The organism is Halomonas urmiana, from assembly GCF_005780185.1.
Classification (GTDB): domain Bacteria; phylum Pseudomonadota; class Gammaproteobacteria; order Pseudomonadales; family Halomonadaceae; genus Halomonas; species Halomonas urmiana.
Genome location: NZ_VBUI01000035.1, coordinates 1 through 24,817 on the forward strand (window position 1 = coordinate 1; position 24,817 = coordinate 24,817).

At 67.4% G+C, this 24,817-nt stretch carries 18 protein-coding genes, 6 tRNA genes and 1 riboswitch; of the genes, 16 read left to right on the plus strand and 8 right to left on the minus strand.

The features are described 5' to 3' along the window. Nucleotides 1-80 precede the first annotated feature (80 nt). Complete coding sequence (locus FEI13_RS17110) at nucleotides 81-1,418, minus strand: replication-associated recombination protein A (RefSeq protein ID WP_138182728.1); 1,338 nt, start codon at nucleotides 1,416-1,418, stop codon at nucleotides 81-83. 237 nt (nucleotides 1,419-1,655) lie between these two features. Between FEI13_RS17110 and FEI13_RS17115 the strand changes: the two genes are divergently transcribed. The 4 genes from FEI13_RS17115 (at nucleotide 1,656) to FEI13_RS17130 (ending at nucleotide 9,469) form a co-directional block, all read left to right on the plus strand. Continuing rightward, nucleotides 1,656-2,207 (plus strand): hemerythrin domain-containing protein, encoded by a 552-nt coding sequence (locus FEI13_RS17115; RefSeq protein ID WP_138182729.1) that lies wholly within the window; start codon nucleotides 1,656-1,658, stop codon nucleotides 2,205-2,207. A gap of 255 nt (nucleotides 2,208-2,462) precedes the next feature. Further along, on the plus strand, nucleotides 2,463-3,254 hold the full coding sequence (murI, locus tag FEI13_RS17120) for a glutamate racemase (RefSeq protein ID WP_138182730.1): 792 nt from the start codon (nucleotides 2,463-2,465) through the stop codon (nucleotides 3,252-3,254). Between the two features lie 79 nt (nucleotides 3,255-3,333). Further along, nucleotides 3,334-4,440 carry a tRNA (uridine(54)-C5)-methyltransferase TrmA gene (trmA, locus tag FEI13_RS17125; protein ID WP_138182731.1) on the plus strand — a complete coding sequence of 369 codons (1,107 nt, stop codon included), beginning with the start codon at nucleotides 3,334-3,336 and terminating at the stop codon, nucleotides 4,438-4,440. A gap of 190 nt (nucleotides 4,441-4,630) precedes the next feature. Further along, a complete protein-coding gene (locus FEI13_RS17130) occupies nucleotides 4,631-9,469 on the plus strand; it encodes an NAD-glutamate dehydrogenase (protein WP_138182732.1) in 4,839 nt (1,612 codons plus the stop codon). A 115-nt stretch (nucleotides 9,470-9,584) separates the two neighbouring features. On the opposite strand, the gene mgtE is transcribed toward FEI13_RS17130, so the two are convergent. Further along, the gene (gene mgtE, locus FEI13_RS17135; RefSeq protein WP_138182733.1) at nucleotides 9,585-10,937 is read right to left on the minus strand and encodes a magnesium transporter; all 1,353 of its coding nucleotides are present in this window, start codon (nucleotides 10,935-10,937) and stop codon (nucleotides 9,585-9,587) included. Between the two features lie 257 nt (nucleotides 10,938-11,194). Here mgtE and FEI13_RS17140 point away from each other — a divergent pair, with 257 nt between their 5' ends. Then, nucleotides 11,195-12,208, plus strand: a complete 1,014-nt coding sequence (locus FEI13_RS17140) for a quinone-dependent dihydroorotate dehydrogenase (protein WP_138182734.1) — start codon at nucleotides 11,195-11,197, stop codon at nucleotides 12,206-12,208. A 127-nt stretch (nucleotides 12,209-12,335) separates the two neighbouring features. Here the strand turns inward: FEI13_RS17140 and rmf are convergent, their stop codons facing one another. Continuing rightward, on the minus strand, nucleotides 12,336-12,542 hold the full coding sequence (gene rmf / locus FEI13_RS17145; protein ID WP_138182735.1) for a ribosome modulation factor: 207 nt from the start codon (nucleotides 12,540-12,542) through the stop codon (nucleotides 12,336-12,338). Nucleotides 12,543-12,864: 322 nt separating this feature from the next. Here rmf and rlmKL point away from each other — a divergent pair, with 322 nt between their 5' ends. After that, complete coding sequence (gene rlmKL, locus FEI13_RS17150) at nucleotides 12,865-15,114, plus strand: bifunctional 23S rRNA (guanine(2069)-N(7))-methyltransferase RlmK/23S rRNA (guanine(2445)-N(2))-methyltransferase RlmL (protein WP_138182736.1); 2,250 nt, start codon at nucleotides 12,865-12,867, stop codon at nucleotides 15,112-15,114. Between the two features lie 28 nt (nucleotides 15,115-15,142). Further along, entirely contained in the window at nucleotides 15,143-15,502 is a 360-nt protein-coding gene (locus FEI13_RS17155; RefSeq protein WP_138182737.1) for a glutaredoxin family protein, read from the plus strand. 325 nt (nucleotides 15,503-15,827) lie between these two features. On the opposite strand, the gene FEI13_RS17160 is transcribed toward FEI13_RS17155, so the two are convergent. Continuing rightward, nucleotides 15,828-16,106: a hypothetical protein gene (locus FEI13_RS17160; protein ID WP_138182738.1), complete on the minus strand. Its 279-nt coding sequence runs from the start codon at nucleotides 16,104-16,106 to the stop codon at nucleotides 15,828-15,830. 114 nt (nucleotides 16,107-16,220) lie between these two features. On the opposite strand from FEI13_RS17160, the gene pdxB reads away from it, so the two are divergent. After that, complete coding sequence (gene pdxB, locus FEI13_RS17165; RefSeq protein WP_138182739.1) at nucleotides 16,221-17,432, plus strand: 4-phosphoerythronate dehydrogenase PdxB; 1,212 nt, start codon at nucleotides 16,221-16,223, stop codon at nucleotides 17,430-17,432. 116 nt (nucleotides 17,433-17,548) lie between these two features. On the opposite strand, the gene htpX is transcribed toward pdxB, so the two are convergent. From htpX to msrB, 4 genes are all read right to left on the minus strand, one after another. After that, nucleotides 17,549-18,448, minus strand: coding sequence for a protease HtpX (gene htpX / locus FEI13_RS17170; RefSeq protein ID WP_138182740.1), 900 nt, complete (start codon nucleotides 18,446-18,448; stop codon nucleotides 17,549-17,551). 113 nt (nucleotides 18,449-18,561) lie between these two features. Next, a complete protein-coding gene (locus FEI13_RS17175; protein ID WP_138182741.1) occupies nucleotides 18,562-19,791 on the minus strand; it encodes a pyridoxal phosphate-dependent aminotransferase in 1,230 nt (409 codons plus the stop codon). 70 nt (nucleotides 19,792-19,861) lie between these two features. Continuing rightward, nucleotides 19,862-20,845 (minus strand): ribosome biogenesis GTPase YlqF, encoded by a 984-nt coding sequence (ylqF, locus tag FEI13_RS17180; RefSeq protein ID WP_138182742.1) that lies wholly within the window; start codon nucleotides 20,843-20,845, stop codon nucleotides 19,862-19,864. Between the two features lie 90 nt (nucleotides 20,846-20,935). Beyond that, a complete protein-coding gene (gene msrB, locus FEI13_RS17185) occupies nucleotides 20,936-21,337 on the minus strand; it encodes a peptide-methionine (R)-S-oxide reductase MsrB (RefSeq protein WP_138182743.1) in 402 nt (133 codons plus the stop codon). Between the two features lie 194 nt (nucleotides 21,338-21,531). Here msrB and FEI13_RS17190 point away from each other — a divergent pair. The 8 genes from FEI13_RS17190 to FEI13_RS17225 all read left to right on the plus strand — a co-directional run bounded on the left by FEI13_RS17190 (nucleotide 21,532) and on the right by FEI13_RS17225 (nucleotide 24,762). Continuing rightward, nucleotides 21,532-21,607 (plus strand) — tRNA-Glu (locus FEI13_RS17190). 24 nt (nucleotides 21,608-21,631) lie between these two features. After that, a tRNA-Gly gene (locus FEI13_RS17195) sits at nucleotides 21,632-21,706 on the plus strand. Nucleotides 21,707-21,815: 109 nt separating this feature from the next. Continuing rightward, a tRNA-Glu gene (locus FEI13_RS17200) sits at nucleotides 21,816-21,891 on the plus strand. Between the two features lie 39 nt (nucleotides 21,892-21,930). Beyond that, a tRNA-Gly gene (locus FEI13_RS17205) sits at nucleotides 21,931-22,005 on the plus strand. Nucleotides 22,006-22,097: 92 nt separating this feature from the next. Next, nucleotides 22,098-22,173: transfer RNA gene (locus FEI13_RS17210), tRNA-Glu, on the plus strand. Between the two features lie 26 nt (nucleotides 22,174-22,199). Further along, a tRNA-Gly gene (locus FEI13_RS17215) sits at nucleotides 22,200-22,274 on the plus strand. Between the two features lie 265 nt (nucleotides 22,275-22,539). After that, nucleotides 22,540-22,633, plus strand: a riboswitch (TPP riboswitch). A gap of 33 nt (nucleotides 22,634-22,666) precedes the next feature. After that, nucleotides 22,667-23,443, plus strand: coding sequence for a 3-oxoacyl-ACP reductase (locus FEI13_RS17220; RefSeq protein ID WP_138182744.1), 777 nt, complete (start codon nucleotides 22,667-22,669; stop codon nucleotides 23,441-23,443). Then, nucleotides 23,443-24,762 carry an LLM class flavin-dependent oxidoreductase gene (locus tag FEI13_RS17225; RefSeq protein WP_138182745.1) on the plus strand — a complete coding sequence of 440 codons (1,320 nt, stop codon included), beginning with the start codon at nucleotides 23,443-23,445 and terminating at the stop codon, nucleotides 24,760-24,762. Before FEI13_RS17220 ends, FEI13_RS17225 begins: the two co-directional genes overlap by 1 nt. The last annotated feature ends 55 nt before the right edge of the window (nucleotides 24,763-24,817 follow it).

The window sequence follows — 24,817 nt, forward strand, 5'->3', positions numbered from 1 at the left end:
CGAGCTTCGAGCTTCGAGCTTCGAGCTTCGAGCTTCGAGCTTCGAGCTTCGAGCTTCGAGCTTCGAGCTTCGAGCTTGCGCTACGCGCCGCCGTCCGCCTCCCTGTCCAGCGCCTCCCGCCAGGCCATGATCTGGGCGTAGCGCTTCTCCTGACCATGAGGGGTGGGCTGGTAGAGCGAGCGGTGGGGCACCTCGTCGGGCCAGCAGTCGTGGGCGCTGCCGGCTGGATAGCCGTCGGGCTCATGGTGCGCGTAGCGGTAGCCTTCGCCATGGCCCAGCGATTCCATCAGCCGGGTGGGGGCGTTGCGCAGGTAGGTGGGCACCTCGAGCCGCGGCTGTGAGGCCGCGAACTCCTTGGCCTGCTTCCAGGCGCGGTCGATGGCATTGCTCTTCGGGGCCACCGCGAGGTGGATGGCGGCATGGGCGATGGCGCGCTGGCCCTCGTAGTCGCCCAGGCGCAGATAGGCATCCCAGGCCGCCATGGTGAGCGGCAGGGCGCGTGGGTCGGCATTGCCCACGTCCTCCGAGGCGATGGCCGCCAGGCGACGGATCACGTCCAGTGGGTCGCCACCGCCCTGCATGAAGCGGGCGATATAGAGCAGGGCAGCGTCGGGGCGCGAGGAGCGGATCGACTTGTGGATCGCCGAGAGCAGGTCGTAGTAGTGGTCGCCCTGCTTGTCGAAGGCGCTGGCGGTGTGGCCGATCACGTCCTCAAGCGCCTCCCGGGGCAGGCGCTCGCTGTCCCCCTCGGCCAGCGTGAAATCGCAGGCGGTCTCCAGCAGGCCCAACGCTCGGCGGGCATCGCCGGCGGCGGCGCGGGCCAGCAGGGCCAGCACCTCGTCATCCACCCGGATCCGACGGATGCCCAGGCCGCGCGTCTCATCGTTCATCGCTCGCTGCATGACCTCCACGAGCTCGCCCTCGGTGAGCGACTTGAGCACGTGGACCCGAGCCCGGGAGAGCAGCGCCGAGTTGACCTCGAAGGAGGGATTCTCGGTGGTGGCGCCGATCAGCGTCAGCAGCCCCGACTCCACATGGGGCAGCAGGGCGTCCTGCTGGCTCTTGTTGAGGCGGTGGATCTCGTCGAGAAACAGCAGGGTGGGTCGCTCCCTGGCCTGGAAGTCGCGGGCGCGATCGACCGCGGCGCGGATCTCCTTGACCCCGGCCATCACCGCCGAGAGGTGCTCCAGGTGGGCACCGGAGACCTCGGCGAGAATCTCGGCCAGGGTGGTCTTGCCGGTGCCGGGAGGCCCCCAGAGGATCATCGAGCGCACCAACCCGCTCTCGGCCATGCGCGCCAGCGGCTTGCCGGGGCCCACTAGCGCCTGCTGGCCCACGTAGTCCTCGAGGCGCCGGGGGCGCATGCGAAAGGCCAGGGGGGCCGCGTCATCTGGGGCGTGGCGCTGGAAGAGATCCATGTCTGACTCCTTGGCGCGTGGCTGCTAGAGTGGATGTGTCGTCGCAGGCAATACGACCTTGGGTGAGAGGCAAGATTCGCCTTGGGGGGCTAGCCTGAGGCAGTCGGCTCTACTGGAGCGCCTTATCGCCCGGTGAACCCGACGCGCCGTGGCGAATCAAATATTGATACGCGCCTGCCCCCTATGCCTTCTGATCCACCGCTCGTGTCCCATATCGCCATGGAGGAGATCGCCACCATGCCCAAGCTGAACCAGTTGCGTCAGGATCATGCCAACATGGCGCGCATGTTGCACGTTCTGCAGCTTAAGCAGAAGACCCTGGCCCAGGGGGAGCGCCCCAATTTCCAGCTGGTCAGAGAGGTCGTGGACTACATCCTCGACTACCAGGAAGGTTTCACCCGGCCCCTCGAGAAGGTCTGCAGCGAGCGGCTCAAGGAGCTGGATCCGTCGAGCGCCGAAGTCACGGAGCAGCTCGCCAAGGACTATCGCTCGCTGAAGGCCCGGCTGCACCGCCTCTCCAACGACCTCGATATGATCCTCATGGACTCGGTCGTGCCGATGGACAAGTTCGCCGAGGACCTCAAGTCCTACCTGGAGAGCCACCGCGCCTACCTGAGGGAAGAGCGTGAAAAGCTCTTCCCGATGATTCGCGAGAACTTCAGCGACGAGGACTTCAAGGCCCTGGAAGACGCCCTGCCCGAAGGGGCCCAGGATCATGTCGCGCGCCTGGAAGAGGCCTATCCCGAGCTCTATCACGAGCTGCGCGACGCCCCCGTCCCTCAGACCTGACACCGGCCCTCCCCGTGGGGCCTCCCTCGGCGGGGCCCTCGTTCGAGATGATCTCCTCCCGGCCACGCGGTGGTGCGGCGGGGGGAGGTGATGTGTCATGCATGGGAGCCTCGCCATTTCGGCTCGGCCACGACTCTGGGGTAGAATGGCCGGCATCGTTCGCGGTCACCTCCCTGTCATGCCTCTGTCTTCCCCACACGCCACGTCGTTGTCCCACTCGTCGCTGCCGGCGCTTCCGTCAGGGATGCTCGGCTGATGGCAGCTCCGATCCTGGTCTTCGATTCCGGCGTGGGTGGGCTCTCGGTGGTGCAGGCGCTGCGCCATCGGCTGCCCGGGGTCGCCCTAGCCTATGCCTGCGACAACGCCATGCTGCCCTACGGGCAGCGCGAGGATGCCTGGTTGGTGCAGCGCATCCAGTCCGTCTGCCAGGCGGCGGTGGCGGCCAGCGGCTGTCGGGCGCTGGTGGTGGCCTGCAACACGGCCAGTACCCTGGCCCTCGATGCCCTGCGCGAGGGTTTGTCCATTCCCGTGATCGGGACCGTGCCGGCCATCAAGCCGGCGGCCGCCGTGAGCGCCGCGCGCCACATCGGCCTGCTGGCGACCAGCGCCACCGTGTCACGCCCCTATACCCTACGGCTGATCCACGACTTCGCGGCCGACTGCCGCGTCACCCGGGTCGCCGCCGATGCCCTGGTGGGCGAAGCAGAGCGGCTGGTGGTCGGGGAGGCGCCGGATCGAGCGGCGATTCGCCGGGCTCTCGCGCCCCTCTGGAATGTGTCGTCAGCCGCGGAGCCGGCCCTGGATACCGTGGTGCTGGGCTGCACCCACTTCCCGCTGCTGCGCCGCCAGCTGGCTGAGGCGGCCCCCCGCGAGGTGGCCTGGGTCGACTCCGGGGAGGCCATCGCACGCCGCGTGGCCCAGGTCGTGACGGCCCCCGATCGTTGCCAACGTGCCGGGCCGAGCTTCGTGACGGCCCCCGATGAGCGCCTGGGCAGGGGCCTGGCCGCCTTCGGCTTCGCTCCGCCGCGGCTGCTGCAGTCGGGCTGAATCGCCCGCGTTCGCCGTATTCTCGTTTTTCCCTCTTCACCATCGATCTTCACTCTCGATCTTTACCACAGGAGCCGCCGTGGCCATTCCCGTCGTTGACCCCGCCCGCTATGACCAGCAGCTGGAGGCCAAGCGCGAGCGCATCATCCGCGACTTCGCCCGCTTCGCGCCGCCGTCGCTGGAAGTCTTCCCCTCGCCGCCGAGCCACTATCGCCGGCGCTGCGAATTTCGCCTCTGGCACGAGGGGGACGATCTCTTCTACGCCATGTTCGAGGTCGATCCCGAGGATCCCAAGAACAAGACGGTGGTCCGTCTCGATGAGTATCCGGTGGCCAGCCGGCAGATCAACGACCTCATGCCGCGTCTGCTCGATGCCCTGCGCGACAACGACCTGCTGCGCCGGCGCCTGTTCCAGGTCGAGTTCCTCACCACCCTCACCGGCGAGGCGCTGGTGACGTTGATCTACCATCGTCGTCTCGATGAGGCCTGGGAGGCCGAGGCGCGTGCCCTGCAGCGCTCGCTCGGCATCATGATCATCGGCCGGGCCCGCAAGCAGCGCCTGGTGCTGGAGCGCGACCACGTCTGGGAGCGCCTGGCGGTGGGCGACGATGCGCTGGTCTATCAGCAGGTGGAGAACAGCTTCACCCAGCCCAACGCCGAGATCTGCCGCTCGATGCTCGCCTGGGCGCGGGACGTCACCCAGGGCAGCCGGGACGGCGACCTGGTGGAGCTCTACTGCGGCAACGGCAACTTCACCGTGGCGCTGGCCGGCAACTTCCGGCGGGTGCTGGCCACCGAGATCTCGCGCACCTCGGTGGCCAGTGCGCGGATCAATCTCGAGGCCAACGGCATCGACAACGCCGAGGTGGGGCGCATGTCCGCCGAGGAGTTTTCCCAGGCCCTGAAGGGCGAGAAGGGCGGTCGGCGCGTCAGCGAGATGGCCCTCGACGATTACGCCTTCTCCACGGTGCTGGTGGACCCGCCGCGGGCCGGCCTCGATGACGAGAGCTGCCAACAGCTCAGCGACTATGCGCGCATCGTCTATATTTCATGCAACCCCGAGACCCTGGCCGAGAACCTCGAGACGCTGACCCGCACCCACGAGATTCGCCGCTTCGCGCTCTTCGACCAGTTTCCCTGGACCCACCACTGCGAATGCGGGGTCCTGCTGGTGCGTCGCGACTGATTCGACCTTGGTCGAAAGAGTGGAGGCGTTGTCAAGCGGCGATGCGCAACCGACATGCTCCATGAGTGAAGAGGCATGTGGTTGGGGGCGGCTCGGGAAGTGACGTAAGCTGGATGGCGATGCGGCCAGGAGGCCGCCACGTCAAGTTTTCCCGGCCGCTTCCGGCGGCCGCTGGCAGCCGAGGTGATGGATGCAACATGTCGCACACGAGGAGACCCGCGAGGATCTGCTCAAGCAACTCGAGGAGCGGCTGCAAGGCCGTCTGGACGAGGACAAGGCCGCTCAGGTCCATGCCTTCGCCCGCCACTTCTATGCCACGATCCCGCTCGATGACCTGGCCGACCGCCGTCTCGACGACATCTACGGCGCCACGCTCTCCGTATGGCACTTCCTCCAGCAGTTCGATCCCGCCGATCCCAAGGTGCGGGTCTTCAACCCCGACTTCGAGCAGCACGGCTGGCAGTCCACCCATACCTTCATCGCCGTGCTGCACCAGGACATGCCCTTCCTGGTGGATTCGGTGCGCATCGAGCTCAACCGCCGGGGCATGACCGTGCACGCCATCCACAACGCCGTGCTGGCCACCCAGCGCGATGGCGAGCATCGCCTCGAGCGGGTCACGCCGACCCAGCAGGCTGATGCCCCGGAGCATCGTGAGTCGCTGATCGCCATCGAGGTGGATCGCCACTCCGACCCGGCGGTCCTCGAGGAGATCGAGGCCAGTCTGCAGGAGGTGCTCTGTGACGTGCGCACCGCGGTGGCCGACTTCGAGCCGATGCGCGATCAAGCCCGGGTGGCCCTGGCCGAGCTCAAGGCTTCGCGGCCCGAGCAGGTCAACGCCGAGGACCACGAGGAGGCCACGGCCTTCGTCGAGTGGCTGCTCCACGACAACTTCACCTTCCTCGGCTACGACGAATACGCCGTCCACGAGGAGCAGGGCCGCCAGCGCCTGGATCGGGTCGAGCAGAGCGAGCTGGGGGTCTTCCGCCTCGACCAGCCCCGCTATCAGGAGCGCATCCGCACCGATCAGGGCGTCGAGGGCGACCGCTTCGTGCTGGTGCCCCAGCTGCTGTCGTTCGCCAAGAGCGCCCATCACGCGCGGATCCACCGCCCCACCTATCCCGACTACATCTCGATCGACCGCTACGACGATCAGGGTCGGGTGATCGGCGAGCGGCGCTTCCTGGGCCTGTTCACCGCCACGGTCTACAACGAGTCACCGCGCAACGTGCCGATCCTGCGTCGCAAGCTCCAGACCGTGATGGCCAACTCCGGCTTCAATCCCAAGGGCCACAACGGCAAGCACCTGCTGCACATCCTCGAGGTCTATCCCCGCGACGACCTGTTCCAGATCGACACCGACGAACTGACGCAGACGGCACTGGGCATCCTCGACATGCGCGAGCGGCGTCGGGTGCGGCTGTTCATCCGCGAGGACCGTTCCGGCCGCTTCTACTCCTGCCTGGCCTTCGTGCCGCGCGACGTCTTCTCCACCGAGCTGCGCCAGCGCATCCAGCAGATGCTGTGCGAGGAGCTCGACGCCACCTTCGGCGATTTCAACACCTACCTCTCCGAGTCGGTGCTGGCGCGCATCCAGTTCATCCTGCGCTTCAAGGGCGACCGGCCGGCGGAGTACGACCTGCGCCGCCTGGAAACCAAGCTGGCGACCCTGGCGCGCAACTGGCGCGACGATCTCCAGGGCGCCGCTATCGAGGGCTTCGGCGAGGAGCAGGCCAACCTGCTGATGGATCGCTTCCGCGACGCCTTCCCGGGGAGCTACCGCGACGACTTCTCGGCGCGCACCGCGGTCTACGACCTGCAGCACATCAGCGAGCTGGATGACGGCGCCCCGCTGGCCCTGTCGCTCTATCGCCTGGTCGAGGAGGAGGGCAGCGGCGTCAACCTGAAGCTGTTCCACCGCGACCGGCCGATCCCGCTCTCCGACGTGCTGCCGATGATGGAGAACCTGGGGCTGCGCGTGCTCGGCGAGCGCCCCTACGAGGTGCAGGCCAAGGATCACAGCTACTGGATCCACGACTTCGATCTCGAGCACCACACCAGCAACGAGGTCAACCTCCAGGAGATGCGCGAGTCCTTTATCGAGGCCTTCCAGCGCATCTGGATCGGCGAGGCGGACAACGATCCGTTCAACCGGCTGATCATCGGCGCCAACCTCGACTGGCGTGAAGTCGCCATGCTCCGGGGCTATGCCCGCTACCTGAAGCAGATCCGCTTCGGCGTCTCCCAGGACTACATGGCCACCACCCTGGTCAATCATCCGGAGATCACCCGTGAGCTGGTGACCCTGTTCGAGCTGCGCTTCGATCCCAGCGAGCGCCCGCCGGAAGCTGAGGTCGAGGCCTGCAGCGCGCGCATCCTGGCGCTGCTCGACGATGTCGCCAGCCTCAACGACGACCATCTTCTGCGCCGCTACATGGAGATGATCCAGGCGACCCAGCGCACCAACTACTACCAGAAGGGCCCCGACGGCCGTCAGAAGGACTACATGGCCTTCAAGATGGAGCCTTCCAGGATCACCGGCATGCCCAAGCCGCGGCCGGCCCACGAGATATTCGTCTGCTCGCCGCGGGTCGAGGGCGTACATCTGCGTGGCGGCAAGGTCGCCCGCGGTGGGCTGCGCTGGTCCGACCGCTTCGAGGACTTCCGCACCGAGGTGCTGGGGCTGGTCAAGGCGCAGCAGGTCAAGAATGCGGTGATCGTGCCGGTGGGCGCCAAGGGCGGCTTCGTCTGCAAGCGGATGCCCGAGGGCGCCGATCGCGACGCCATCCAGCAGGAGGGTATCGCCTGCTACAAGATCTTCATCCGCGCCCTGCTCGACGTCACCGACAACCGGGTGGGCGGCGAGATCGTGCCGCCCGAGGACGTGGTGCGCCACGACGATGACGATGCCTACCTGGTGGTGGCCGCCGACAAGGGCACCGCGACCTTCTCCGACATCGCCAACGAGATCTCCGCCGAGTATGGCCACTGGCTGGGCGATGCCTTCGCCTCGGGCGGGGCCAACGGCTATGACCACAAGAAGATGGGCATCACCGCCAAGGGCGCCTGGGAGTCGGTCAAGCGCCACTTCCGCGGCCTGGGGCTCAACACCCAACAGGACGAGTTCTCGGTGGTCGGCATCGGCGACATGGCGGGCGACGTCTTCGGCAATGGCATGCTGCTCTCCGACAAGATTCGCCTGGTGGGTGCCTTCAACCACCTGCACATCTTCGTCGACCCGACTCCGGACGTGGCGGCGAGCTTCGCCGAGCGTCAGCGCCTGTTCGATCTGCCGCGCTCCAGCTGGCAGGACTACGACGCCTCGCTGATCTCCGAGGGCGGCGGGATCTTCAGCCGCGCCGCCAAGACCGTGCCCATCTCCCGTCAGATGAAGACGCTGTTCGGCATCAAGGAGGACAAGCTCTCCCCCAACGAGCTGATCCGCGCGATGCTCAAGTCGCAGTTCGACCTGCTGTGGAACGGCGGTATTGGCACCTACGTGAAGTGCAGCGAGGAGACCGATGCCCAGGTCGGCGACAAGGCCAACGACGGCCTGCGCATCGACGGCCGCGAGCTCAACTGCCGGGTGGTCGGCGAGGGCGGCAACCTCGGCTTGACCCAGCGGGGGCGCATGGAGGCCGCCGCCAAGGGCGTACGGGTCAACACCGACTTCATCGACAACGCCGGCGGGGTCAACTGCTCCGACCATGAGGTCAACATCAAGATCCTCATCGACGAGGTGGTCAAGCGCGGCGACATGACCGAGAAGCAGCGCAATAAGCTGCTGGCCGACATGACCGGCGAGGTCTCCAACCTGGTGCTCAAGGACAACTATCGCCAGACCCAGGCGCTGGATCTCGCCGAGCGCCTCTCGAAGCAGGGCATCGGCCCCTTCCGGCGCTTCATCAGCGAGCTGGAGGCGGCCGGCCAGATCGATCGCGAGCTGGAGTTCCTGCCCGACGACGAGCTGCTCCACGAGCGCGCCGCCAACGAGCAGGGGATGCTGCTGCCGGAGCTCTCGGTGCTGATCTCCTACGCCAAGAGCGTGCTCAAGGGCGACCTGATCGCCTCGGATGTCCCGGACGATCCGACCATCGTCAAGTTCGTCGAGCGAATCTTCCCGAGCGTGCTCGTCGAGCGCTATCACGACGAGGTGTACGAGCACCGGCTGACCCGCGAGATCGTGGCCACCCAGGTCGCCAACGACCTGGTCGACCACATGGGCGTCGTCTTCGTGCGCCGGCTGATCGACTCCACCGGCGCGGACCGTGCCGCGATCGCCCGAGCCTACGTGATCGCCCGCGACAGCTTCCAGCTGCCGCGCCTGTGGGAGCAGATCGAGGCGCTGGACAACCAGGTCGCGAGCGCCGTGCAGTACGACATGATGCTCGACCTGATGCGCATGCTGCGCCGCGCCACTCGCTGGTTTCTGCGCAACCGCACGGGCATGAGCACTCAGGAGGCCATCGACTTCTTCGCACCGCGCCTGGCGCAGCTGCAGGAGAACATCGGCAAGCGCCTGCGGGGCGAGGAACACGAGGCCTGGGAGACCCGTCGCAAGGCGCTGGTCGAGGCCGGCGTGCCCGAGGCACTGGCCGCCACCGTGGCCGCCGCCAATAGCCTCTATGCGGCGCTGGGCATCATTCAGACGGCGCGCCAGACCCAGGAGAAGCCCCAGCGCGTGGCCGAGGTCTTCTACGAGATCGGCGATCGCCTCGAGCTGCCCTGGATGATCCAGCAGATCACCGAGCTCAAGGTGCGCGACAGCTGGCAGGCCCAGGCCCGGGAGACCTTCCGCGACGACATCGATCGCCAGCAGCTGGCGCTGACCACCAGCGTGCTGGGCATGGAGAACGGTGCCAAGGACTCCACCGAGCGGGTCAGCCAGTGGCTGACGCTGCATCAGGGCATGCACCAGCGCTGGTGCCGCCTGGTCGAGGAGGTGAGCAGCGGCACCCACGGTGGCTTCCCGCTCTTCGCGGTGGCCGTGCGTGAACTGGTCGATCTGGCCGACAGCAACCGCGCCTGATCCATCCGGCGCGCCTCTGGAGGCCCTTAAGACACGAAACCCCGCCATTGGCGGGGTTTCGTGCGTCTGGGGGCGGCGTGCCTGGCGGCGAAGCGGCATGCCCGGGGCAGGGTGCCTAGAGCAGGAACACGGTGGCCAGGCCAAGAAAGGACATGAAGCCCACCACGTCGGTCACCGTGGTCAGGATCACCGAGCCCGACAGGGCCGGGTCGATGCCCGCGCGCTTGAGCATCAGCGGGATGACGATGCCGGCGATGCCGGCCGCCAGCATGTTGATCACCAGGGCGGCGGCGATGATCACGCCGATGGCGATGCTGTCGAACCACAGCACCGCGAGCACGGCCACCACCAGCGACCACAGCACGCCGTTGAGGGCGGCGATGCCGATCTCCTTGCGCAGCAGCCACTGGCTGTTGGTGCGGCTGATCTGCCCCAGCGCCAGGCCACGGATCGCCAGGGTCAGGGTCTGGCTGCCGGCGATGCCGCCCATGCTGGCGACGATGGGCATCAGCACCGCCAGGGCGACGATCTGGTCCAGGGCCGCCTCGAAGCGCCCGATCACCCAGGCGGCCAGGAAGGCCGTCAGCAGATTGATGCCGAGCCACACGGCGCGGCGCTTGGCGCTGGGCATCACCGGGGCGAAGAGGTCCTCCTCCTCGTCCAGGCCCGCCATGTTCATCAGCGCCTGCTCGGAGTTCTCGCGGATCACGTCGACGATGTCGTCGATGATGATGCGCCCGAGCAGCAGGCCCGACTCGTCGACCACCGGGGCGGAGGTCAGGTCGTGGGTCTGGAAGAGGGTGGCCACGTCGGTCGACTTCATGGTCACCTTGATGCTGTCCACCTCACTGTCCATCAGGTCGGCCACGGCCATCTCGGGGTCGTTGGCGACCAGCCGCGCCAGGGGCAGCACGCCGACGAAGCGGCCGTCCCGGTCCACCACCATCAGCATGTGGGTGTTGTCGGGAACCGCCTCCTTCCAGCGCAGGAAGCGCCGCACCGTCTCCAGGCTGACATCGGCGCGCACGGCGATGGTGTCGGTGCGCATCAGGCGCCCGGCACTGTCCTCCTCGAAGGAGAGGGTCTCCTGAAGGCGCGAGCGCTGCAGCGCGTCCATGGAGCGCAGCATGTCGGCGGCGACCTGCTGGGGCAGGTCCTCGAAGATCTCGGCCAGGTCGGTGGTGTCCAGGCCGGTGGTGGCGGCGACGATCTCGGCGTGATCCATGTCGTCGATCAGGGTGCCGCGCACCTCGTCGTGCACGTGCAACAGCACCTCGCCGTCGATCTCGCCCGGCACGCGCTCCCACAGGCTGATGCGTGCCGCCGGCGGCAGCGATTCCAGCAGCAGGGCCACTTCCGCGGGTTCGAGGTCGGAGAGTACGTCGTCGACCTTCTCCAGTTGCTCTTTCTCCAGCGCCAGGTGGATCCGCGACAGGCGGTGTTCGAGTGTCTCGGTGGTCTCGGTCATGGGCGCTTCCTGGCAATGGTGCATCGAGGCGGGCCGGCCGCCTCGTGGTGTCCTGGGTAAGGAAATCGTCGAGGGCCCAGTAGAGCATAAATGTCGCGGATGATGGAGCCGTGACGCGCCGAGCCATCCGGCCGGGCCCCGCGCCGGGCGCGTCGTCTCGAGGTGGCTCGACTGGTATACTCTCGCCCCGCTCGCCGCCGCACCGCCGGTGGATCCCGCGCCAGCCCCTCTTCGCTCGCCACTGTCCAGGAGCCGCCATGTACTCGCTTGCCCGTTCGCTGCTGTTTCGTCTCGATGCCGAGACTGCCCACGGCATGGCGCTCTCCGCCCTGGACCTGGCCGGTCGCCTGGGGCTGGCCTCGCGGCTGGGTGGGGCCAGGGTCGACGATCCGGTCGAGGTGATGGGGCTGCGCTTTCCCAATCGGGTGGGGCTCGCCGCCGGGCTCGACAAGAATGCCGACCATCTCGACGCCTTGGGGGCGCTGGGGTTCGGCTTCGTGGAGGTGGGCACCGTGACGCCCAGGCCCCAGGAAGGTAACCCGAAGCCGCGGCTGTTTCGGCTGCCGGAAGCCGGCGCCATCATCAATCGCATGGGCTTCAACAACGCCGGGGTCGACCATCTCGTGGCCAGGGTGAAGGCGAGCCGTTACGACGGCGTGATCGGCATCAACATCGGCAAGAACCTGACCACCCCGGTGGAGCAGGCGGTGGATGACTACCTGACCTGCCTCGGCAAGGTACATGCGCATGCCCACTACATCGCGGTGAACATCTCCTCGCCCAACACCCCGGGGCTGCGCAACCTGCAGTTCGGCGAGCATCTCGATGCGCTGCTCGGGGCCCTGCGCGAGGAGGGACACCGGCTCGATCGCGAGTCCGGGCGGCGCGTGCCCCTGGCGGTGAAGATTGCCCCGGACATGAGCGTCGATGAGGTTGGCCTGGTGGCCGGCGCGCTCCAGGCCAACGCCATCGACGCGGTGATCGCCACCAATACCACGATTTCCCGCGAGGCGGTGGCGGGGCTTGCCCATGGCGACGAGCAGGGTGGGCTCTCCGGACGACCGGTGCTCGAGCCCTCCAACGCGGTGATCCGCGAGCTGCGTCGCCGTCTGCCCGACATGCCGATCATCGGCGTGGGTGGCATCGACAGCGGCGAGGCGGCGCTTGGCAAGGTAGCGGCCGGCGCCAACCTGGTGCAGCTCTATTCGGGATTCATCTACCGCGGCCCCGCGCTGGTGGGCGAGTGTGCCCGGGCGCTGCGGGATGGGTGAGCGAGGGCGGATGGCCAGGCACGACGATGCACGGCATGCCGGCACGAAAAAGCCCATGGCAGGGCCATGGGCTTGAGAGGTTCGTCGTCATCGCTGACGAAGGGTTGATGACCCGGGGGAGTCGGGGTCACACCACCATGGGGTTCTTGTGAATTCCTGAGACACCCGTCATGCCGGACCATTGATCCCCACGACCTTCACGCCAACCGCTCATCCAGTACTCGCGTAGATTGATTTCTTGGCTGGGACACTCATCACGGGAACGACCCGAGAGACCCGCCTTGTACCCATGAACATAGGCACGCTGGAAGCGATCACGTTTCTGTCGTTTCATTGGACTACCTCTTGATGAAGGTACCGACGAGAACCCGGTCTCGAGACCGGATTCGTATTGCTCGGGAGATGTTGATCATTGCGCGACCACCATGTTCTTCATTGATATTCTTCGAAGATTCCTTTCTGCGAAGATTCATACCGTACGAACACAGCTGCGAAAAGACATCACCCCCGATGACAGGAACGCATGCGTCATTCAGTAGCTACTCAGTCATTGATAGCCCAAAATGACGACGATTGTCGACCGATGATTTGTAACAAGGCGTTCACCTGACCGTCACGCCTTCACTCCGGCCAGGCGCCGCGCCGATGGATATTCCATGACCGAACAGCAATCCCCAGACTCCCTTCATTTCCTGGCGACCTGCCCCAAGGGCATCGAGCTGCTGCTGGCCGACGAACTGGCCGCGTTGGGCGCCACCCCCGGCAAGACCACGGTCGCCGGGGTATTCTTCGAGGCCAGCCTCGATAACGCCTACCGCGCCTGCCTCTGGTCGCGCCTGGCCAACCGGGTGGTGCTCTGCCTGGCCCGGGAGGAGGGCATCGAGACTCCCGAGGCGCTGCGCGCCGCCGCGGCGGCCATCGATTGGCGCGACCACCTCGCGTCCGGCAAGACCCTGGCCGTGGACTTCCACGGCCGCAGCGATGCGATCCGCCACACCCGTTTCGGCGCCCAGACCGTCAAGGACGGGGTGGTGGATCGCCTCCACGCCGAGGCGCGGCCGCGGCCGGATATCGACACCCGCGACCCCGACCTGCGCCTGTATGCCCACCTGCATCGGGGCCGGCTGACGCTGGGGGTGGATCTCTCGGGCGACAGCCTGCACCGCCGTGGCTACCGGCGCGACGTCGGCCACGCCCCGCTCAAGGAGAACCTGGCCGCGGCCCTGCTGGTGCGTGCCGGCTGGCCGGCCCTGGCCCACGAAGGTGCGCCGTTGGTCGATCCGCTGTGTGGCGCCGGCACGCTGCTGATCGAGGCCGCCCTGATGGCCGCCGACATCGCCCCGGGGCTGGCCCGGGAGCGCTTCGGCTTCCATGGCTGGGCCGGCCACGATGAGCGCTGCTGGCGCGAGCTCAAGCGCGAGGCCGAGGCTCGGGCGAGCATCGGGCGCAAGCGCTGCCGCTCGCGGCTCTACGGCTTCGATGAGAGCCCCCCCGCGCTGGCGGCGGCCAAGGCCAACGCCATGCGCGCCGGGGTGCCGGCGCTGATCGAGCTCAAGGGGGCCGCCCTGACCGGGCTCAAGCGCCCCGAGGGGCTGCCCGAGTCACCTGCCGGATTGGTGATGACCAATCCGCCCTATGGCGAGCGCCTCGGCGAGCTGCCGGAGCTGGTGCAGCTCTATGCTCAGCTCGGCGAGCGGGTCAAGGCGGCATTCCCGGGATGGCGGCTGGCCGTGTTCACCGCCAACCCGGACTTGGGGCATCGCATCGGGCTGCGCGCCCACAAGCACTACTCGCTGAAGAACGGGCCGCTGGATGCACGACTGCTGCTGATGGCGATTCCCGAGCGGGGCGAGGGCGCTGCAACGGCGCATGGTGATGGGGCGACTACGGACGAGCCGGCCGCCGGTAAGGCCACCCCGGCGCGTTCCGAGGGGGCGCAGATGTTCGCCAATCGCCTGGAGAAGAACCGCAAGCGGCTCAAGAAGTGGCTCAAGCGCTCCGGCGAGCCGTGCTACCGGCTCTACGACGCCGACATGCCCGAATACGCCCTGGCCATCGATATCTACGGCGATCGCGTGCACGTCCAGGAGTATGCGCCGCCTCGCTCCGTGGATGCCGCCCAGGCCCAGAAGCGCCTGTATGAGGCGCTGGGCGTGATTCCCGAGGTGCTCGGCATCGACCCGAGCCGCGTCGTGATCAAGCGCCGCGAGCGCCAGAGCGGCAAGGAGCAGTATCGCAAGCAGGCGGCCAGCGGCGAGCGCTTCGAGGTGCGTGAGGGGCGGGCGCGGCTGTGGGTGAACCTGCGCGACTATCTGGATACCGGCCTGTTCCTCGACCACCGGCCCGTGCGGCGAATGCTCGGCGAGATGGCCGCCGGCAAGCGCTTCCTCAATCTCTTCTGCTACACCGCCACCGCCACCGTGCAGGCGGCGCTGGGGTCGCAGAAAGAGGGCACCGAGCAGGGTGGTGGCGCCAGCGAGAGCGTCAGCGTCGACCTCTCCAACACCTACCTGGAGTGGGCGCGGGACAACTTCGCCCTCAACCGGCTCGACCCGAGTCGCCACCGGGTGGTGCGCGACGACTGCCTGCGCTGGCTCGAGACCGCCGGCGGCGAGTTCGACCTGATCTTCATGGACCCGCCGACCTTCTCCAACTCGAAGAAGATGGCCGATACCCTCGACGTGCAGCGCGATCACGGCCGGCTGGTGCGCCTGGCCATGGCGCGTCTGGCGCCCGGCGGCACCCTGGTGTTCTCCAACAACCAGCGGCGCTTCCAGCTGGATGCGGACCTGGCCGAACAGTATCGGGTCGAGGATATCTCGGCGAAGACGTTCGATCCCGACTTCAATCGCCGCCCGGACCTGCACCACTGCTTCCTGATTCGCCATCGGGAGGCGTCGGCATGAGGTGGTTGATCTGCCATCGGGAGGCGTCGTGATCCGGTTGAGGCTCTACACCACCCTGGGGTGTCATCTCTGCGAGCAGCTCGAGGCGCTGCTCGTGACCCTCTGCGCCGTGCCATATCGGCTCGAGAGGGTCGAGATCAGCGACGATGACGCTCTGGTCGAGCGCTACGGGGTGCGTATTCCGGTCTTGGTGGACGAGGCGGGGCAGGAGCTCGATCGCGGCATGCAACCCGAGCGTCTGGCCGCCTGGTTGGCGGCACGGGGCTGGCGGGACGAGATGGCCTGGCAGGCGCTGCAGCGGCAGCTGAGCGGCGAGGCGCTGCCCAGGGTGACGACGAGGGCGGCAAAGGGCGCGACCCAGCGCGGCGGGCGCCGCTACCTGGGATGACCCGACTGAAGCCGGAAGAGCGGCGCTTCGCGCCTGGAAGCTTGAAGAAGTGCCTTGTCGGCGGGGCTATCGCGTTGGCAACATCGCTCAAGGCTTTCCCGGCGACAGGCCTTCGAGGGGGCGCTGTGAATACCTCCCTGTACGCTACCTCCGCCTTCCCTGGCCTTCGGACCCCCTCTTCGACCTGTCCCCGGCGCCTTTCGCTTTCGAGGCCGAGCTAACTGCGATAGCCCTGGCCTTGTCGGCGGATGACTTGTCAGTAAGCTGCTTTCCAGCTTCCAGCTTCCAGCTTCCAGCTTCCAGCTTCCAGCTTCCAGCTTCCAGCTTACGGCTCGAGCAGCGAGAGCTGGCTGACGGCGTCGCGCCCCTCGGCGCTCTCGGCCTCCACCTCGAGCACCTTGTGGAAGCCGCGGGAGCTGAGGATGGTGGACTCGTCGGCCAGCCACATCATCGCCTGGGCGTGGTCGTCGGCCAGGCGATGCTTCAGGCCGCCGAACTGGGTGCCGATCTGGCCCCAGGCGCGGCTGAAAATCCAGTCGCCGAACATGTCCTGATGGACATGCACCAGCACATAGTCATGGTCGGTTTCCCAGCGGACGATCACGGCAGCTCCAGAAGTGGCGGGCGGCGTCGATGCCGCCCGGTTTGCGTATGGCAGTATTGTAAGGGCTTGGGCACACTGAACAAGTCGCAGCGTCGCGGAAGTCAGGAGTCCCGCATGAAAATCGTCGTCGATACCAATGTTCCCGCCGCCGAGGCTTGCTTCGGCGCCCTGGGTGAGGTGATCCGCGTGCCGGGGCGCGAGATCGAGCCGGCCACCCTCGCCGAGGCCGATGCCCTGGTGGTGCGCTCCATCACCCGGGTCGATGCGGCCCTGATCGAGCAGGCCAGGGGTGCGGGTTCGCCGCTGCGCTTCGTCGGCACCTGCACCATCGGCACCGATCACGTGGACCAGCAGGCGCTGGCCGACCACGACATCGCCTTTGCCAGCGCGCCTGGCTGCAACGCCGATGCGGTGGTGGACTACGTGCTTTCAAGCCTCTCGACCCTGGCCGAGCGCCAGGATTTCCGACTCGCCGAGCGCCGCGTCGGCATCGTCGGCGTGGGCAATGTCGGCGGGCGGCTGCTCGAGCGACTTACCGCCATGGGCATCGACTGCCTGGCCTGCGACCCGCCCAGGGTGGAAGCAGAGAGCATCGAGGCGGAGGGCCTGGCCGGCTTCCACGACCTCGACACCCTGATCGACGAGTGCGACGTGCTCTGCCTGCATACGCCGCTGGTCAGCGAGGGCCCTCACGCCACCCGTCACCTTCTGGATGCCCAGCGCCTCGCGGCCCTGGCGCCGGGCACGCTGCTGCTCAATGCCGGGCGCGGCGACTGCGTGGACGGTCGGGCGCTGCGCCAGCGCCTGGCGGGGCAGGGCGACATCACGGCGGTGCTCGACGTCTGGGAGCAGGAGCCCGCCATCGACGCCGCCCTGGCCGATCTCGCCGCGATCGCCACGCCGCACATCGCCGGCTACAGCCTGGACGGCAAGCTGCGCGGCACCCATCGCATCTACCGCGCCCTGGCCCACCATGTTGGCCTGCCGTCTCGCCTGACGCTCGAGGATCTGGCGCCGGCTCCGCCCGTTGCGCGCCTGGTCCTCGAGGCCGGCCTGTCGCCCGAGGAGGCGCTGCGGCTCTGCCTGCGCGCCGTCTACGACCCGCGACGCGACCACGATAGCCTGCATCGTGAGGCGCGCCGCCAGGGCATGGCCAAGGGCTTCGATGCCTGCCGGGCCCGCTATCCGCTGCGCCGGGAGGCCGCCTCCCTCGAGCTCGTTCTGGGCGAGGGCGCGCGGGAGCTCGAGCCGCTGCTGGCGGGGGCGGGGTTTCAGGTGCGGAGTGAGCTACAAGCGCCGAGCGCCGAGCGCCCAGCTGTCCGGTGACGGGCGGCGAGTAGCGAGATATAAACGAAGCCCCCCACCGGATCAGCGTCCCGGTGGGGGGTAATGTCGTTTGGCGAGCAGATGCCTTGATCTTGGCCGCTTGGCTGCTTGGCAGCTTACTGCCGGTAGGCCGCCTCCTTCAGGGCGCGGATGCGATCGTCCAGGGGCGGGTGGCTGGCGAACAGCCGCTCCATCAGCGAGCGGGTCTGGCCCTTGGTGATGGCCATGGCGCGCAGGGTGTCCGGCATCTGGTCGGGCATCTCGGTCTCGGCCTTGAGCCGCGCCAGGGCGTTGATCATGGCGCCGCTGCCGGCGAGGCGGGCGCCGGCGCTGTCGGCCCGGTACTCCCGGAAGCGCGAGAACCAGGCGACGATGGCCGAGGCGATCAGCCCGAAGACGATCTCGGCGACGATCACCACCGCGAAGTAGCCCATGAACCCGAGCCCCCCCTCGCCGTCGCGACGCAGGAAACTGTCGACCAGGTGGGCGACCACACGCGCGAAGAACATCACGAAGGTGTTCAGCACCCCCTGGATCAGCGCCAGGGTGACCATGTCGCCGTTGGCCACGTGGCCGATCTCGTGGGCCAGCACCGCGCGCACCTCCTCCGGGCGCATGCGGTTGAGCAGGCCGGCGGAGACCGCCACCAGGGCGTCATCCTTGTTCCAGCCGGTGGCGAAGGCGTTGGACTGCTGAGCCGGAAAGATGCCCACCTCGGGGGTCTTGATGCCGGCGTCGCGGGCCAGTTCCGCCACGGTATCGACCAGCCACTTCTCGGTGGCGTTGGAAGGCGACTCGATGATCACGGTGCCGGTGCTGCGCTTGGCCATCCACTTGGAGATGAACAGCGAGATCATCGAGCCGGCCATGCCGAAGATGAAGCAGAAGATCAGCAGGGCATTGAAGTTCATGCCCTGTTCGGTCAGGTAGCCCTCCACCCCCAGCAGGCGCAGGGTGATGCTGGCGACCAGGATCACCGCTAGGTTGGTGCCCAGGAACAGCAGGATTCTCATCATTGCCGGAACTCTCCAGTCGTCGGTAGGGGCGCCGCGGCCGCGGCGTAGACAAGCTGTTGCTTAGATACGGGCTGGCCCGCTGGGTTTCAAGCGGCGGACCGGCGTCGCCCCGGCTACTGGCGATAGCGCGACAGGAAGCGCGCGAAGCGGTCCAGGGCATCCTCGAGCTGGTCGGCCCAGGGCAGGGTGACGATGCGCACGTGATCGGGCTCGGGCCAGTTGAAGGCCGTGCCCTGGACCAGCAGGATCTTCTCCTGCAGCAGTAGGTCGAGCACCAGCTGCTGGTCGTCCTGGATGTTGAAGACCTTGGGGTCGAGCTTCGGGAAGGCGTAGAGCGCCCCCTTGGGCCGAGTGCAGCTGACCCCGGGAATGGCGTTGAGCTTCTCGACGGTGATGTCGCGCTGGGCGAGCAGGCGGCCGCCGGGCAGGATCAGGTCGTTGATCGACTGATAGCCGCCCAGCGCCGTCTGGATGGCGTGCTGGGCCGGCACGTTGGCACACAGGCGCATCGAGGCCAGCATGGTCAGCCCCTGGATGAAGTCGGCGGCGCGCTGCTTGGCGATGTTCCCCGAGAGGATCATCCAGCCGCTGCGGAAACCGGCGCAGCGATAGCTCTTGGAGAGCCCGTTCATGGTCACTACCAGCTGGTCGTCGCCGGCCAGCGCCCCGGTGGAGACGTGCTCGACCCCGTCGTAGAGGATCTTGTCGTAGATCTCGTCGGAGAACACCACCAGGTCGTGCTCCCGGGCGATCTCCAGCAGCTCGCGCACCACCGCCGGCGGATAGACGGCGCCGGTGGGGTTGTTGGGGTTGATGATCACGATGGCCCGGGTGTGGGCGGTCACCTTGGCGCGGATGTCATCCATGTCCGGCGCCCAGTCGGCCTGCTCATCGCACCGGTAGTGCACGGCGTGGCCGCCCGAGAGGTTGGCGGCGGCGGTCCACAGTGGGTAGTCGGGCGCCGGGATCAGCAGCTCGTCACCGTCGTTGAGCAGCGCCTGCAGCGCCATCACGATCAGCTCCGAGACGCCGTTGCCGATGTAGATGTCCTCGATGCCGACGCCGGGGATATCCTTGCGCTGGCACTCCTGCATGATCGCCTTGCGCGCCGAGTAGAGCCCCTTGGAATCGCAGTAGCCTTGGGCGGTAGGGAGGTTGCGCATCACGTCCTGGAGGATCTCCTCCGGCGCCTCGAAGCCGAACGGCGCGGGATTGCCGATGTTCAGCTTGAGGATGCGCTGGCCTTCTTCTTCCAGCCGTTTGGCGTGCTCGAGCACCGGGCCGCGAATGTCGTAGCAGACGTTCTCGAGTTTGTGCGATTTCCTGATCGGGGGGGTATCCATGGGCGCTGAATCCAGTGATGTCCGTGTGCCGCCTCGGGCGGCGATCGTTGTTCGTCGGCGTCGCCTGCGATTATGCGGGTTCGGCGCCGTCGCCACCATCCTCGGGGCGCGGTTCGTCCGGGGCCAGCTCCTCCGGTTCCGGCGTGACCGGGATGTCCGCCGGAGTCTCCAGGGTGAGGCGGCCGAGCTTGCCGTCACGCAGCTCGTGGAGCAGCACCTCGGCGCCCCGATGCAGGTCGACCTCGCCGCCGGCGCGCAGGCCGCCGCGCTTGGAGGCGATCTCGATGAGGATCGCATGGCCGTCGTAGCCGCTCAGGGCCAGCAGGTCGACCCGCACGGGGCCGTCGGCGTCCACCTGGTCGGCGTCGGGGTGCGCCGTGTAGGCCGGCAGCGACTTGAGCTTGTAGCGCGCGGTGAGCGCCTCGGGGTAGCGCCGGGCCAGCTCGGCGGCGGCGACCACGGCCACGTCGACATAATCGATGGCGGTATCGCGGATGGCGCCACTGGCCGCCAGGCGGTGGGCGCTCGACTGGTCCTCGATCTTCGGCCACAGCACCCCGGGGGTGTCGATCAGTGCCACGCGGCCGCCGATGCGCACCTTCTGCTGGCGCTTGGTGACCGCGGGCTCGTTGCCGGTCTTGGCGATCGTGCGCCCGGCCAGGCCGTTGATCAGGGTCGACTTGCCGACGTTGGGAATGCCCATGACCATCACCCGCACGTCGCGGTCGGCGCGCACCTGGCCGGCCAGCTCATGGCACAGCTTGGGGATGCGCTTGAGCTCGCGCGCCTGGGTGGTGGTCACCGCCAGGGCCCGGGTGTCGGCCTGGGCGTCGAAGAAGGCCGTCCACTCCCGGGTGCGCTCGGGATCGGCGAGATCGGCCCGCGAGAGGATCTTGAGCACCGGCTTGTGGCGCGTCAGCTCGGCGAGCATGGGGTTGGCGCTGGAGTAGGGGAGACGGGCGTCGAGCACCTCGATCACCACGTCGATCTCCGGCAGCGCCTCGAGGATCTGCCGGCGCGCCTTGTTCATGTGTCCCGGAAACCAGCCGAGCATCGAGCCTCTCCTGCATGAGCGTGAATAAAAATGGCCGCCCATCATAGCAGATGGACGGCCGTCTCCGAGCGGGCGGTGGCGGGCTCGCGACTACTCGCCGGCGTGGAACTCGATCGCCACCGAGTTGATGCAGTAGCGAAGCCCGGTGGTCTCCGGCGGACCATCGGGGAAGACGTGGCCGAGGTGGGCATCGCAGCGTGCGCAGGTCACCTCGGTGCGCTGCATGCCGTGGCTGGTGTCGGTCTGCTCCTCGACGCACTTCGGGGTGAAGGGGCGATCGAAGCTCGGCCAGCCGCAGCCGGCATTGAACTTGTGCTCGTTCTCGAACAGCGGCGCGTTGCAGCATACGCAGTGGTAGATGCCGTGCTCGTCACTCACGTGGTACTTGCCGCTGAAGGCCGGTTCGGTGCCCTTCTCGCGGGTGACGCGGTACTGCTCCGGCGTCAGCTGCTGACGCCACTCGGCGTCGCTCTTCTGGATCTTGCTGCGCATGGCCTATCTCCTCATTGCGTCGTGGAGCCGGCTGCGGGCTCGGCGTCTCGCCCTCATTCTGACATCTTGCCGGGTGGGGGTTTCCAGTGATGGCCCCTGGCAGGTCACGCGGTATCAACGAGCGATGAGAGGCGCTTGACAGCCCCCGGGGTCGCCGGTAATATTCGCCGCACCTCGACGAGGCGAGCCAATGCGTCCCATTCGTCTAGTGGTCCAGGACACCGCCCTTTCACGGCGGTAACAGGGGTTCGAACCCCCTATGGGACGCCACTCGACTCGAACAGGTACCGGAGTGCGGGAATAGCTCAGTGGTAGAGCATCGCCTTGCCAAGGCGGGGGTCGCGAGTTCGAATCTCGTTTCCCGCTCCATCTTCCTTCGGGAAGGTAGTTTGGAGTATAAGGTTGCCGAGGGTCGCGAGCTGGAATGCCAGCCCAGTCGAATCTCGTTTACCCGCTCCAGATTGAAGGTAACGTCTGCGTCCCATTCGTCTAGTGGTCCAGGACACCGCCCTTTCACGGCGGTAACAGGGGTTCGAACCCCCTATGGGACGCCACCTTCGACAGCCGGTAGCAGCACAGTGCGAGAAGACCAAGCGGGAATAGCTCAGTGGTAGAGCATCGCCTTGCCAAGGCGAGGGTCGCGAGTTCGAATCTCGTTTCCCGCTCCATTCTTCCTTCGGGTTGATTGGATATGAGTAGGGCCTGCGAGGGTCGCGAGCTGGAACGCCAGCCCGGTCGAATCTCGTTTCCCGCTCCATGCGTCCCATTCGTCTAGTGGCCTAGGACACCGCCCTTTCACGGCGGTAACAGGGGTTCGAACCCCCTATGGGACGCCACTTCTCACAAGCACGCCACCAGATAAGCGGGAATAGCTCAGTGGTAGAGCATCGCCTTGCCAAGGCGAGGGTCGGGAGTTCGAATCTCCTTTCCCGCTCCAATCTTCAACGTAGTCAATATCGACAGGCCAAGGCTCGGGTCACGAGCTGGGGCGCCAGTCCGATCGAATCTCCTTTCCCGCTCCAATCTTCAACGTAGTCAATATCGACAGGCCAAGGCTCGGGTCACGAGCTGGGGCGCCAGTCCGATCGAATCTCCTTTCTCGCTTCAAAGACCTTCAGTATTTCCCCGGTCAGGCCAAGGCTCGCGTCACGAGCTGGAACGCCAGCCCGGCTGTTGCTGCCTGCCTGAATGCGCTATGGTGCGACGTAGACACGGGGTGCGGCAGTGGCCGCTGAGATGATACCCGTCGAACCTGATCCAGTTCACACTGGCGAAGGGATGTCGGCCGACTCCAGCGCGGCGCCCTCCGCCGCGCATCAAGGAGTCTTCATGACTGTTTCCTCTCTCCCCATCGACCAGCAGGTGGTGCTCGTCACCGGCGGCGCTCGCGGTCTTGGCGCCCACCTGACACGGGCGTTTCTCGACCAGGGCGCCCGCGTGGTGGTCAACTACTACCAGAGCCGCGAGGCCGCCGAGGCGCTGGCGAAGGAAGCGCCGCAGCGGGCCCTGGCCATTCAGGCCGACGTGCGTGAGGCCGAGGCGGTGAAGGCGCTGTTCGCGCAGGCGCACGCCCACTTCAGCGCCCCGATCACCACCGTGGTGAACAACGCCCTGCCCGACTTCACCTTCAACGGCGACGCGCGTCCCGACGCCGACGCGCTCGACTGGGCACGCCTCAATCAGCAGATCGAGGGTGTCAACCGGGGCGCGCTGAACACCATCCAGGCGGCGCTGGCCGGCATGCGCGAACAGGAATTCGGCCGTATCATCAATGTCGGCACCAACCTGTTCCAGAACCCCGTCGTGCCCTATCACGACTACACCGCCGGCAAGGCCGCGCTGCTCTCGCTGACCCGCACGCTCTCCCACGACCTGGGGCCCGACAACATCACCGTGAACATGATCTCCGGCGGGCTGCTGCGCACCACCGACGCGTCCAGCGCGACCCCGGAGGCGGTCTTCGACCTGATCGCGCAGAACACTCCGCTGCGCCGGGTGACCACGCCGGCGGAGTTCGCCGACGCGGCGCTGTTCTTCGCCTCGCCCTGGGCGAGGGCGGTGACCGGCCAGAACCTGATCGTCGACGGCGGACTGGTGAAAGGGTGATGAAACCGCGCAACCCCGACGAGAGACTGCACCTCAACCTGTTCGTGATGGGCTGCGGCCATCATCGCGCGGCGTGGCGGCACCCCGATTCCTGCGCCGAGCGACTCGGCGACATCGCCTACTACGAGTCGCTGGCCCGCACCGCCGAGCGCGGCAAGCTGGATGCGCTGTTCTTCGCCGACGGCATGAGTGCCGGCAGCGTGGAGGACGGCTTCAACTGGCATCTCGAGCCGCTGACCGCGCTCTCCGCCATGAGCCGGGCCACCCGGCGAATCGGACTGATCAGCACGCTCTCGAGCACCTTCTATACCCCCTTCCATGCGGCCAGGCTGGTGGGCTCGCTGGATCACATCTCCGGCGGGCGCGTGGGCTGGAACGTGGTGACCTCGATGTTCGACAGCGAGGCGCGCAACCACGGCTACCCGGCCATGCCCCAGCATGCCGAGCGCTATGCGCGCGCCGAGGAGTTCGTGCAGACGGTGCTGGCGCTGTGGGACAGCTGGGCCGACGATGCCATCGAGTGTGACCGGCAGGGCCGCTACGCCGATCCGGACAAGGTGCACAAGATCCACCACCATGGCGAGCACTTCCTGGTGGACGGGCCCTTGAACCTGCCGCGCCCGCCCCAGGGCCATCCGGTGCTGGTGCAGGCGGGCGCCTCGTCCCAGGGACGCGACCTGGCGGCGCGCTACGCCGAGGCCATCTATGCGGTCGCCTACGACCTGGACACCGCCCAGGCCTACTACCGGGATATCAAGTCACGGGTGGCGGAGTCCGGGCGCACCGCACCGGTGCCCATCCTGCCGGGACTCGTCACCTATGTCGGCTCCACCATGGAAGAAGCCCGGGCCAAGCAGCGCGCCCTGGACGACTGCCTGCCGGTGGCGGCCTCGCTGCGCCAGCTGGGACTGTTCATCGAGCAGGACTGCAGCGACTGGGAGCTGGATGCGCCGGTGCCGCCGTTGCCGCCGCTGGCCGAGTTCCGCGGCCCCCAGGGGCGCTACACCACCATCCTGCGCATCATCGAGACCGAACGGCCGACCCTTCGCGAGCTGCTGGGGCGACTCGCCGCCGGCGGCGGCCACTGCACCATGATCGGCACCCCGGAGAGCATCGCCGACGAGATGGAGCGCTGGTTTCACGGCCGCGGGGCGGATGGCTTCAACCTGATGCCGCCGTCGCTGCCGTCCGGGATCGAGGACTTCGTGGATCAGGTGGTGCCGGAGCTGCAGCGTCGCGGACTGTTCCGAGAGGAGTATGCGACGACCACGCTGCGCGGCCACCTCGGCCTCGAGCGGCCGGCGGGGCGGTGCTCCTAGCGCTCTCGGTACCAGGCCCCTTTAGACGCGAAACGCCCCTTGTCGGGGCGTTTGC